This is a genomic window from Sediminibacterium roseum (assembly GCF_009939005.1).
Taxonomy (GTDB): domain Bacteria; phylum Bacteroidota; class Bacteroidia; order Chitinophagales; family Chitinophagaceae; genus Sediminibacterium; species Sediminibacterium roseum.
In genome coordinates, this window is sequence record NZ_JAACJS010000015.1 from 1,111,425 (window position 1) to 1,122,644 (window position 11,220).

General features: G+C 49.4%; 10 protein-coding genes. All 10 read right to left on the minus strand.

Annotated features, from left to right (window positions below; all coding sequences use genetic code 11):
* Positions 1-17: 17 nt before the first annotated feature.
* The 10 genes from GWC95_RS16050 to deoC all read right to left on the minus strand — a co-directional run bounded on the left by GWC95_RS16050 (position 18) and on the right by deoC (position 11,207).
* Positions 18-1,796: a MutS-related protein gene (locus GWC95_RS16050; protein WP_161819731.1), complete on the minus strand. Its 1,779-nt coding sequence runs from the start codon at positions 1,794-1,796 to the stop codon at positions 18-20.
* Between the two features lie 9 nt (positions 1,797-1,805).
* Positions 1,806-2,972 (minus strand): galactokinase, encoded by a 1,167-nt coding sequence (gene galK, locus GWC95_RS16055; protein WP_237722181.1) that lies wholly within the window; start codon positions 2,970-2,972, stop codon positions 1,806-1,808.
* Between the two features lie 24 nt (positions 2,973-2,996).
* Positions 2,997-4,388: an MBL fold metallo-hydrolase RNA specificity domain-containing protein gene (locus tag GWC95_RS16060; protein WP_161819732.1), complete on the minus strand. Its 1,392-nt coding sequence runs from the start codon at positions 4,386-4,388 to the stop codon at positions 2,997-2,999.
* Between the two features lie 35 nt (positions 4,389-4,423).
* Positions 4,424-4,903 carry a DUF4442 domain-containing protein gene (locus GWC95_RS16065; RefSeq protein WP_161819733.1) on the minus strand — a complete coding sequence of 160 codons (480 nt, stop codon included), beginning with the start codon at positions 4,901-4,903 and terminating at the stop codon, positions 4,424-4,426.
* Between the two features lie 69 nt (positions 4,904-4,972).
* Positions 4,973-5,467 carry a thioredoxin family protein gene (locus GWC95_RS16070; protein WP_161819734.1) on the minus strand — a complete coding sequence of 165 codons (495 nt, stop codon included), beginning with the start codon at positions 5,465-5,467 and terminating at the stop codon, positions 4,973-4,975.
* An 87-nt stretch (positions 5,468-5,554) separates the two neighbouring features.
* Positions 5,555-6,292 carry an MlaE family ABC transporter permease gene (locus GWC95_RS16075; protein WP_161819735.1) on the minus strand — a complete coding sequence of 246 codons (738 nt, stop codon included), beginning with the start codon at positions 6,290-6,292 and terminating at the stop codon, positions 5,555-5,557.
* 57 nt (positions 6,293-6,349) lie between these two features.
* Positions 6,350-8,689 (minus strand): NADP-dependent malic enzyme, encoded by a 2,340-nt coding sequence (locus GWC95_RS16080; RefSeq protein ID WP_161819736.1) that lies wholly within the window; start codon positions 8,687-8,689, stop codon positions 6,350-6,352.
* Between the two features lie 140 nt (positions 8,690-8,829).
* Positions 8,830-10,008, minus strand: coding sequence for a M20 metallopeptidase family protein (locus tag GWC95_RS16085; protein ID WP_161819737.1), 1,179 nt, complete (start codon positions 10,006-10,008; stop codon positions 8,830-8,832).
* Positions 10,009-10,014: 6 nt separating this feature from the next.
* Entirely contained in the window at positions 10,015-10,443 is a 429-nt protein-coding gene (locus GWC95_RS16090) for an SPOR domain-containing protein (protein WP_161819738.1), read from the minus strand.
* A 92-nt stretch (positions 10,444-10,535) separates the two neighbouring features.
* The gene (deoC, locus tag GWC95_RS16095) at positions 10,536-11,207 is read right to left on the minus strand and encodes a deoxyribose-phosphate aldolase (protein ID WP_161819739.1); all 672 of its coding nucleotides are present in this window, start codon (positions 11,205-11,207) and stop codon (positions 10,536-10,538) included.
* Between the last annotated feature and the right edge of the window lie 13 nt (positions 11,208-11,220).

The window sequence follows — 11,220 nt, forward strand, 5'->3', positions numbered from 1 at the left end:
CACCGAATATTTGTTGTTCAGACGATTCCCATTTTCTGCATGAGAAAGGTTGCATTCTTGCTTTGCGCAACGCCTTTTCTCATTTTAAAATCGAAGCTGAGTTCGTTGTTTGCCAGTTCGCTTTCAAAACAGAAATTCTCGATCATGCCGGGATGGTGATCTGCCAGAACGCCCAACTCCGTATCGTGCGTGGCAATGAGGGAGAGGCATGAAAAACCGAGCAGTTTCCTGATCAGCAATGCGGAGCCATCGTGTTTGTCTTTTGAGTTGGTGCCGCGCATCACTTCATCCAGCAAAACCAATGCAGGTTTCGGGTTTTCCAATGCGTCGATGATCTCTTTCAACGATTTCAGTTCGGCATAAAAATAGGAGGTGCTTTCTTCCAGCGAATCGATGTGGTGAAAGGATGTGAGCAGGCGCAAAGGATGGAACGTGAAATGTTTTGCAAACACAGGCGCCCCCAGCTGTGCAAGAACGAGGTTCAAGCCGATGGTTCTTAAAAACGTGCTTTTGCCAGACATGTTCGACCCGGTGATCAAATGCAATTTTGCCTGCCCGCCGATGCTGACGTCGTTTGCAACTGCTGATTCTTCTTTCATCAGCGGATGCCCGAGTGCAGTGGCTTCGATAACAATACGATCCTCCACAACCTGCGGAAACACGAACAAAGGATGGTTGTAATAAAACGCAGCAATGGAATTGAGCAATTCAATTTCGCCCAATGTTTCAAACCAGTTCTTGATATGCGGCTGGTATTGCTCGTTCCATTTCAAATAAGCACGTGCACACGAAAGATCCCAGAGAAAAAGACCGTTGATGAAAATGGAGAACAGGCTCAATCGCAAGTCGAACACACCGGTTAAACCCGACAATTTTGAAAACGCCCCAGATGCATGCCTGATCGCTTCCTGTTTCTCCTGTAGATAGGGATGTTCAAATTTTTGCGCATTGATGAGCCTGAAACATTTTGCATACTGGCTGTAGAGATAACTGCGTTTTGAAATATGGTAATACAGCAGGTTTATTTTTTTCAATATCAGCCCTATCACACCCAACCCGAGAATGGTTGCAGCCAGAACCGATTTGTAATTGTTGACAGAAGCCGAATAAACGATCGCTGTTACACTCAGCAATGGCCATACAACCGCCATCACCGACCAGAATCTGTTGTTTAATTCGGAGAACCGGTTTGCATCTATTCCTGTTTGCAGTTGCGCCAGCGTGTTCTCTTCTTTGAAGAGTAAGGTATGCGCGAGCAGCGCCTGGCGGAAGTCGATATAGCCTGCCATCTCTTTTACACAGGCCTGGTAATTGCGGATGTCCTTTGCATCGCTAAAGGGGAAAGCCAGCCGCCTGCCCAATTGCTCCTTACCGCTTTGGCTGCCGGTTCGGTTGAGTATATGAAAAAGCGAATTTTTACCAAACACATTCAGATCGGCCGGGAAGCCTTTTGGCGGTGCGAGTTCTGCTCCATTGCTCAAGAAAGAAGGATCGCCATTGGCAACCGCAATTTCGTTCTCGTTTATTTTTACCAGCTGCTGCAGGAACTTCATTTTTTTACGGATGCTGTCTGCAACAAACACCATCGAAAGAAAAAGAGCAAGCAATACCAATGCAACCAGTATATCCAGTCCGGCAAACCTGTTGCTGAACGCCCGGTAAACAAACCATGCGAAACCGGCAAACAAAAGCAGGCGCAAAACGCTTGTCCGCGACAACTGAACGGACCGCTTTTTTTCCCCGGCGCGGAAGTTGTTGGCACGTTGCCGGTAAGTGTGAATGGCTTCGTTGTTCATGTATCGGGTTTAAGCAACTACAGAGGTTCCGTTGTCGATGGCAACAACGTATGTTTTTAATTCGAGGTTGAAGCGTTTCCGGTATTGTTCCGCTGTGTTCTCCGCCAATTCTTTTTCTGCACCTTTCTTTACGATATTGATGGTGCATCCGCCAAACCCGCCACCCATCATGCGCGCACCGAGAACGTTGCTGTTGTTTCTTACCATGTCAACGAGTCCATCTGCTTCGGGACAGCTCACTTCGTACATTTTGCTGAGGCCATCGTGGGTTGCGTACATTTTTTTCCCGAACGAAGCAAGATCGTGGTTAACCAGGTCGTTACAGGCGTCCTGCACGCGTTGGATCTCGTCGACCATGAACCGGCAGCGGCGGTAGATGGTTTGGTTTCCCTGCGACAAACATTCTTCCACCATTGCCGCATCGGCATCGCGCAGGCTTTGCACCGAGGGATATTTTTGGTGGATGATGCTTACGCCTTCTTCGCATTCCAGCCTGCGTGTATTGTATTCGCTGGAGGCGAGTGAATGTTTCACTCCTGTATCAAACAATAGGATGGAGATATCGGTAGTTTCAAATGGCATGTAGGCGTATTCGAGGGAGCGGCAATCGAGGCGGATCACATGTTCTTTCTTTCCGAACATACTGGCAAACTGGTCCATGATACCGCATTTCATTCCCACAAATTCATTCTCAGCCCTTTGCGAAAACTGCACCATTGCTTTTTTATCGATGCCCAATCCAAACAATTCATTCAAGGCAAACGCGGTAACGCACTCAACGGCTGCGGAAGAAGAAAGACCCGCGCCCAATGGCACGTCTCCCATTACCACCGCGTTGAACCCGTTTAATGTGTAGCCCGCTTTTGTAAACTCGTCAACAACACCCAAAATGTAATCGGGCCAATGCCTGCCGCTTTTTTTAAGGCCTTGCAGGGACGTTTCATAAGATTCGCCAAGATCGCCTGCGTACAAATGGATCTGCTGGTCGTTTCTTTTGCCGATGGCCATGTAAATGGCTTTGTCGATAGCTGCGGGCAATACAAAGCCCATGTTGTAATCTGTATGCTCGCCAATAAGGTTTATTCTTCCGGGTGAACGTACGATCAGGTCCTGCGCCCCAAAATGTTCGTTGTATATTCTCCCGATCTCTTCACTGATCATTGTGTTGTGTTGCATGCCGCGTATTGATTTGATTGCTATTTATAAGTTTGTGACTGCATGTTGCTCGGGAATTTCAACAGCACGGTATCCTTTGCTGCGGAGTCGTTTTGCAAATTCCTGCTGCACGTCGTATTCACCATGAACGAGGAATATCTTCCTGGGCGATTGCCCTTTTATAAACTGGCAGAGATCGTCGTAATCGCCGTGTGCACTCATGCTGCGCATCTGCCCTACTTCGGCAATCACTTTGTATTGCTCGCCAAAGATCTTTACTTCTTTTGCGCCGTTCATCAGCCTTCCGCCCAGCGATCTTGGCTCACAGTAGCCAACCATCAGGATGGTGTTGCGCTCATCGCTGATGTTGTTCATGATATGGTGTTTCACCCGGCCCGCATCTGCCATTCCACTTGCAGAAATAATGATGCATGGCTGCGGCAGTTCATTGAGGCGTTTGCTTTCGTCGACCGTTTTTATAAATGTCAATCCTTTGAAATCGAATGGATCGCTGTCCGTCCGCATGATTTCCTGGATCGTTTGGTTAAAATATTGCGGGTAGGCCTTTACAAGTTCGGTGGCCTCCCTGCTCAAGGGGCTGTCAACATAAACAGGAATTTGCGGCAGCCGTTTTTCGAGTTCGAGTTGGTTGAGTGTAAACAGCAACTCCTGCGTACGCCCTACGCTAAAAGCGGGAATGATGAGTTTTCCTTTCTTCTGAATGCATGTTTTTACGATCCATTCGTGAAAATGGTCGGTTGTTCCGGTAACGTCATCGTGCAAACGGTTGCCGTAGGTACTTTCCAGGATAATATAATCTGCCTGGGGAAAAGTTGCGGGCGCACGGAGTATGGCATCGTTGTAGCGGCCAACATCGCCGCTGAAGCTGAGGCTTGTTGTCTTTCCCGCTTCTTCTATTTTCAGGTGCACCGCTGCGCTGCCGATGATGTGCCCGGCATCGGTAAACAATACCTCCACACCTTCTTCAATTTTTGTCCACTCGTCGTAGTTCATCGACTTAAACAGATCAAGCGCACGTACGGCATCGTCTATATCGTATAAGGGTTCGTAAGGGGGCAGTCCCTGGCGCGCCCTTCGTTTATTGATGAACCTGGTATCGTCGCGCTGAATGTGCGCAGAATCTTCCAGCAGGATGGCGGCAAGTTCTTTGGTGGCGGGCGTTGCATAGATGGGGCCGTTGAAACCCTCTTTCACAAGTTTGGGTATCAAACCGGAATGATCGATATGTGCGTGCGACAATACGAGGCAACTAACAGAACGCGGATCAAATCCGAAAGATGCATTCAGTGCATCTGTGTCTTTGCCCATACCTTGAAACAACCCGCAATCGAGCAGTACCTGTTTGCCGTTGTTTAATGTGAGCAGGTGTTTTGAACCCGTTACCGTTCTGGCTGCGCCGTGAAATGAAAGTTGCATAGTTCTGATTTTATCGATCCTGTTTCCGTTTCCTTCTATTTGGTCCTTGCTTTAAAACTCCAGGTTATAAAAAACTCCGACACCACATCACCTGCAATATCGGTTCCTTCCGACCTGCATTTGATGGTCCGGGGTTCGCCGGTGACTACTGCCTCTTCTATTTGCTGAAGGATGGCCTCACCATCGTTGCAGGTAAAAGAAACAACATCGGTAGCTTTCTTGAAAAATTTTGCTTCGATCCCAACCACGAGCATACTGATGGCAGGGTTGCGTTTGTAAATATGACCGGAAGCGAGCAACCCTGTGCTCATTTCTGCGGCCATCGACTGAACTGCAAAATACATCGAGCGAAAAGGATTTTGCGTGAACCATTTGTAACGCACTGAAACCACCGCTTTGTGGCCCGACAACTCCTTCACCCTTAACCCCGCAAAAAATGCGGCGGGCAACCGGCTGAGCATGAACAGCCGGAACTTGATTGGGTTGAGGATCTGCTTCTGGAATTCGGGGTTCATTGTTTCGGCTTTGGGCAGGCTTCTGTTTGGCTCAGGCAGGGCGCCTACGAGAACAATATATTATATCAATCAATTTTTCAGGTACCCGTAGTTTTTTTCGTCCAAAACTTTGGGTTTCCAGTCGGCAAGAAAACCAAGCACTTTTTTCTTGTTGTAACTTTTTCCCTCTTCGAGGTAAGAAGAGTTCTGGGTGTGAATGAGTTTCCCGTTTCCATCGAGGATCAGAAAAACAGGGAAGCCAAAACGGTTCGGAAATCCGTACTGTTTAAAGACCTCGAAGTTTTTTGCCTGCGGACTATAATTGAGATGATACACTATGTAATCTGCGTTGATCGCAGAGTCCATTTGTTTGTCGGTGGTTGTAAACCTGTTAAACTCAAGGCACCAGCTGCACCAGTTTCCGCCGGCCTGTATCAATACGTGTTTGTTTTCGGCCTTTGCTTTTTTGATGGCTTCGGCGATGTCTTTTTTTGCGTTTGCGAGTGGGTGGTAGAGACTGTCGGATGCGCCTGCATGGATCGATGCCAGTGCAACGAAAACGAGCAGAAAGGAATATTTTTTCATTTTATTCGTTTGTATCGGTCAACCAAGCTACGAATTTTCCGGTGGTGGCGGCGCTTAAATGTTTGTCGCCGGTTTCATGCCGTGCGATCACAAAAGCAGCGCTGCCAATGCATAATCTGCACAAAGGATGAGGATACAGCTTACTACCACGGCGCTTGTGCTTGCGCGGCCGATCTCAAGTGAGCCGCCTTTCACATTGTAGCCATAGTAGGCGGGTATGCTGCTCAGGATAAATGCAAAGGTGTACGCTTTGTACATCGCAAAGTTGATGTTGTAGATGTTGAGGTTCTGGCGCAGGCCGATGTCAAAAATATCGGTAGCGAGAATGCCCGACATAGAGCCGGCGGTTCTTCCGCCCCAGATTCCCAATACAGCGGAGATCACGATCAATGCGGGTATCACCACCAGCGCCGCCATGATCTTTGGCGCCACCAGGTAACTTTTTGTATTGATGCCCATGATCTCCAAGGCATCGATCTGCTCGCTGATGCGCATGTTGCCGAGCTCACTGGCGATCTTGCTTCCTACCACGCCGGCCAATACAATACTTACTACCGTTGGTGAAAGTTCCAGGATCATACTGTCCCTTACGATCTGCGCGATGGTAGATGGCGGCACGAGCGGGCTCACGAGCTGGTAGGCCGTTTGCACCGTGGTTACCGCACCCAGGAACAAGGAGATGATCACCACAATGGGCAGCGCCCCGATCCCGATCTCCACGCATTGGTGCATAAACTCTTTCCAGTACATGCGCCAGTTCTCCGGCTTGGTAAACATGCCCTTGAGCATAAGTAAGTATGTGCCGAAATGAGTGAAAAAGGACATGCTGCTTGATTAGTAATGAATAATGATCAGATCACGATCTCCTGCCGGGGCAGCGATCTATTTTTTCTTTTTCTTCAACCGTTTCCACCAGGTGCTCTTCTGCACGGCCTCGTCTGTGTTCATCCGGCATTTGAGCTGTGCATCCACCACGGCAACAAGTGCCATGTTGATAATACTCCTCACAGTACTGCCCAGTTGCAAAACGTGGACCGGCTTTTTCAATCCCAACAAAATCGGGCCAATGGCATCGGCGCCGCCTACTTCTTTCAATAAATTGTAGGCAACGTTGCCCGAGGTCAGGTTGGGGAACATCAGCACGTTCACATCTTCGTTCACCAGTTCGCTGAACGGGTAGTTATCGCGAAGGATCTCTTTGTTGAACGCCATACTGCCCTGCATTTCACCGTCTACAACCAGGGATGGGTTGCGTTGTTTCAATATACGCGTGGCATCTGCCACCAGTCTCGCCTCTGCAGAATCGCTGCTGCCGAAATTACTGTAGCTGAGCATTGCAATACGGGGTACAAGGTTAAAGTTGCGTACCTCCTTTGCCACCATCATGGTAATGTCGGCCAGTTCTTCTGCGGTAGGATTGAAGTTAACCGTGGTGTCTGCAAGAAACAACGGCCCTTTTTTAGTAAGCAGCAGGTACATACCCGCTATCTTCTTTACGCCCTCTTCTGTTCCTATGATAGCCAGTGCCGGACGGATCGCTTCTGCATAATTTTTAGTGAGGCCGGAGAGCATTGCATCTGCATCGCCTGTTTCCACCATCATACAACCGAAATGGTTGCGGTCTTTCATGATCTTCAGGCTCTCATATTTGTTGATGCCTTTGCGGTGGCGCTTCTTGAAAAATATTTCGCTGTAAAATTCCCTTTTCTTTTCGTTTTCATCGCTGCGCGGATCGATGATCGGGATATCGCTGATATCGATGTTGTTCTCTTCCGCAATGCGTTTGATCTTTTCCGGGTCGCCCAATAGTATCGGGTAAGCGATGCCGTCGTCGTAAATGATGCTTGCGGCTTTTAATATTTTCTGGTTGTCGGCCTCTGCAAACACAAGGCGTTTCGGATCGCGGCGGGCTTTGTTGCCGATCACGCGGATGAGCTGGTTATCGAGGCCCAGGCGTTTGTTCAGCTCAAGTGTATAGGCGTCCCAGTTGCTGATCGCTTTCTGTGCCACCCCGCTTTCAACCGCCGCTTTTGCAACAGCCGGCGCCACCGTAGCGAGCAAACGCGGATCGAGCGGTTTGGGAATGATGTATTCCGGGCCGAACGACATGCTCTGCTGGTTGTACGCCAGGTTCACGATATCCGGAACTGGTGATTTGGCAAGGTCTGCGAGCGCTCTCACCGCGGCGAGTTTCATTGCTTCGTTGATCTGCCGCGCACGCACATCGAGCGCGCCACGGAAAATATAAGGAAAGCCGAGTACGTTGTTCACCTGGTTGGGATAATCTGTTCTCCCTGTTGCCATGATGATGTCTTTGCGCGCGGCGGTCGCATCTTCGTAACTGATCTCCGGGTCGGGGTTTGCCATTGCGAACACGATCGGGTTTTTGGCCATGCTGCGGATCATATCCTGCGTTACCACATTTCCTACACTCAATCCCAGGAAAACATCGGCATCTTTCATCGCTTTTTCAAGGGTGATATCCGATTTCTTCACAGCAAACTTCTCGCGGTCGCCAAGATCGGTGCGGCCCTTGTGTAACACCCCGTCCTTATCAAACAAAGTGAAATTCTCGTATTTCGCACCCAGCGCCACATACAATTGTATGCATGCCATAGCCGCTGCGCCGGCGCCGTTCACTACAAAACAAACCTTCTCTATCTTCTTTTTCTGCAGGTCGAGCGCATTGAGCAGGGCCGCACTGCTGATGATGGCGGTTCCGTGCTGGTCGTCGTGCATCACAGGAATGTTCATCTGTTTTTTCAGCTCCTGCTCTATGTAAAAACACTCCGGGGCTTTGATGTCTTCGAGATTGATGCCGCCAAACGTTGGCTCGAGCGCTTTTACGATCTGTACAAATTTCTCCGGGTCCTTTTCATTGATCTCGATATCGAACACGTCTATGTCTGCAAATATTTTGAACAGTACGCCTTTCCCTTCCATTACGGGTTTGCTTGCTTCGGGCCCGATATCGCCGAGGCCCAATACAGCGGTACCATTGCTGATCACTGCTACAAGGTTTCCCTTTGCGGTGTATTTATAAACATCTTCAACGTTGTTGAAGATCTCCATACAGGGAACGGCCACACCCGGGCTGTACGCAAGTGAGAGATCGCGTTGGGTTTTGGCTTCTTTGGTGGGCACTACCTCAATCTTACCGGGCCGTCCGCTGGAATGATACTCCAGCGCCTGTTCCTTTCGCAGATCTGTATGTTTCGACATAATTCTTTTTTAGGTTACCGGTCTGCGCGGGGCAAACCTTAACAATCCATCGCCTTGTCCTGGCGTTGGTAAGGGGTGCAAAATACAATTTATTAAAATGACAGGATAATGGCAATTTTCAGGGACAAGGTTGATGCCGATCATTTCGTTGCGGCGCCCAACCATGCCATCATCCCCATTCCCGTTTCAATGGCACGTTCATCGATGTTGAATTTCGGGGTGTGTACGTTGTGAACGATGCCCTGATCGGTATTGCGTACGCCAAGCCTGTAAAAGCATCCGGGTATCAGCTGTGTGTAATATCCAAAATCCTCGGCACCCATGCGCATTTCTGTTTCCAGCACATTTTCTTTACCCATGTATTCGTTCGCCAGCTCCCAGCCCTTTCCTGTGAGCACGGGGTCATTGTCAACCGTCGGGTAGCCCACATCAATGTGCAGGTCGATCTCTGCGCCCATCGATTCAACGAGCCCGGTTGCAAGTTTGCGTATAAGTTCGTGTGCCCTGTAGCGCCATGTTTCATCCATTGCGCGGAAAGTGCCCATGAGCTTTACCTCGCTGGGTATTACATTGGTGGTATGTCCACCCTGTATGGAACAGATGGAGAGTACCGACGGTGAGGTCGGATTGTTGTTTCGCGAGATCAGTTGCTGCAGGCCCACGATCAGGTGCGAGGCGATCAGTACTGTGTCTGCAGTTAAGTGGGGCGCTGCCGCATGGCCTCCTTTGCTCCTGATGGTGATGTAGATCTCATCGGCGCTGGCCATCACCCTTCCCTTACGAAAACTCAATTTGCCGAGGTCGAGCCCCGGGTGTACGTGCAGGCCGTAAATGCCCTCGGGTTTCGGGTTTTCGAGCACGCCATCCTTGATCATATAACTCGCGCCACCGGGATTTCTTTCTTCACCCGGCTGAAACAAAAGTTTGATCGTTCCTTCCCAATCGTTTTTCAGTTCGTTCAGGATTTTTGCGGCGCCAAGCAAGATGGTGGTATGCACATCATGGCCGCAGGCATGCATTACGCCGGCGTTCTTTGATTTGTAGTCGAGTTCGTTTTCTTCCTGTATCGGCAATGCATCCATATCGGCGCGCAGGGCGATGGTGCGGCTCGCGGGATTTTTTCCCTTGATGATGCCCAGTACACCGGTGGTTGCCTTTACTTCGAAGGGAATTCCGAAAGCACTGAGTTTCGATTGAATGAACTTGCTCGTTTCAAACTCCTGGTAACTCAGTTCTGGATTTGCATGCAGGTGCCTGCGCACGGCAATGAATTCGTCGGAATACTGTCTGGCCAGTTCTTTTATTTTCTGCTGTAGCATGATCTTCTATTGGTTGATGGGATCGTCCTCTTCCTTCGGTATGTATTCAACCGCATCGTCAACAATGTAAACCCCGTTTGGAAATACCTTGTTGAGCTCGGCCTTGAATTTGTTCGCGTCTTCTCTCCTGGTAAAATTCCCGATGCGCACTTTGAAGTTGGGCGATTGGTAAACGATGTAGGTTTTCTCCCCCGGAAACTGCGCCTCCAGGTTCGCTTTTGCGTTGAATGCATCGTCTCTTTTAGGAGTGCTGATGATCTGTATCCGGAAGCCCCTGTACAAACCATTGGGCAGCATCATCGACATGCGTTGGTTGTGCTGGTTTTGTTTTACACTCAGTACATCCAGCCTCGCATCCTTCCGCACCACGATCGTATCTCCCGCTTTTGCGAAAGAAACAAACAGTACCAGTAAGAACGCTGCAAACAATTTCATACGACAAAAATAGCTATAAGGCTTTAGCCGGAAGCCATAAGTCTTTAAAATTAACGATTGGGGCAGATAAAAGGCATGCGGCCCAACAGCGGTTAATAACTTCCTTCCCCTGCCGGTGCGCCCTGAACGATCGCTACGCTTGCACTGCAGCCGAGTCTTGTGGCGCCTGCGTCTACCAGTTGTTTGGCAAAGGCATAATCGCGGATCCCGCCCGATGCCTTGATCTGTACGTTTGCGGGCAGATGGAACCTGAACAATTTTACCGCTTCCACCGTTGCGCCTTTTTCTGCGTAGCCGGTTGACGTTTTGAGGAAATCGATCCCCGCAACCCCGTATATCTCGCAGCATTTTACAATCTCTTCGTCTGTAAGCACACCGCTCTCGATGATGATCTTCACCACTTTGCCTTTGCTGCGGATGATGGGCATGATGTGGTTGATCTCGCTGGCGAGATACATCCAGTCGTTGTTTTTAATGGCCGAAATATTGACGACCACATCGAGCTCATCCGCGCCATCTACCATGGCCAGTAAGATCTCCGCGATCTTTGCTTCGATGGCAGAATATCCAAATGGAAAACCAATCACCGTCGCCACTTTCACATCACTGCCCGCTGTTAACCCTTTCGCTTTTTTTACGAAATTGGGTGGCACGCATACTGCGGCAAAGCCGTACTGCCGGGCTTCGGCGCAGAGTTTTTCTATGTCTGCAACCAGGGTGGTTGGTTTGAGTATGGTATGGTCGATATAGCTTGAGAGGTTCATTGGATAAAGATAA

What these genes read in the sequence shown, in the direction of transcription:
- GWC95_RS16050 (WP_161819731.1), bottom strand. Translation starts at nt 1,796, where the DNA reads ATGAACAACGAAGCCATTCACACTTACCGGCAACGTGCCAACAACTTC.
- galK (WP_237722181.1), bottom strand. Translation starts at nt 2,972, where the DNA reads ATGCAACACAACACAATGATCAGTGAAGAGATCGGGAGAATATACAAC.
- GWC95_RS16060 (WP_161819732.1), bottom strand. Translation starts at nt 4,388, where the DNA reads ATGCAACTTTCATTTCACGGCGCAGCCAGAACGGTAACGGGTTCAAAA.
- GWC95_RS16065 (WP_161819733.1), bottom strand. Translation starts at nt 4,903, where the DNA reads ATGAACCCCGAATTCCAGAAGCAGATCCTCAACCCAATCAAGTTCCGG.
- GWC95_RS16070 (WP_161819734.1), bottom strand. Translation starts at nt 5,467, where the DNA reads ATGAAAAAATATTCCTTTCTGCTCGTTTTCGTTGCACTGGCATCGATC.
- GWC95_RS16075 (WP_161819735.1), bottom strand. Translation starts at nt 6,292, where the DNA reads ATGTCCTTTTTCACTCATTTCGGCACATACTTACTTATGCTCAAGGGC.
- GWC95_RS16080 (WP_161819736.1), bottom strand. Translation starts at nt 8,689, where the DNA reads ATGTCGAAACATACAGATCTGCGAAAGGAACAGGCGCTGGAGTATCAT.
- GWC95_RS16085 (WP_161819737.1), bottom strand. Translation starts at nt 10,008, where the DNA reads ATGCTACAGCAGAAAATAAAAGAACTGGCCAGACAGTATTCCGACGAA.
- GWC95_RS16090 (WP_161819738.1), bottom strand. Translation starts at nt 10,443, where the DNA reads ATGAAATTGTTTGCAGCGTTCTTACTGGTACTGTTTGTTTCTTTCGCA.
- deoC (WP_161819739.1), bottom strand. Translation starts at nt 11,207, where the DNA reads ATGAACCTCTCAAGCTATATCGACCATACCATACTCAAACCAACCACC.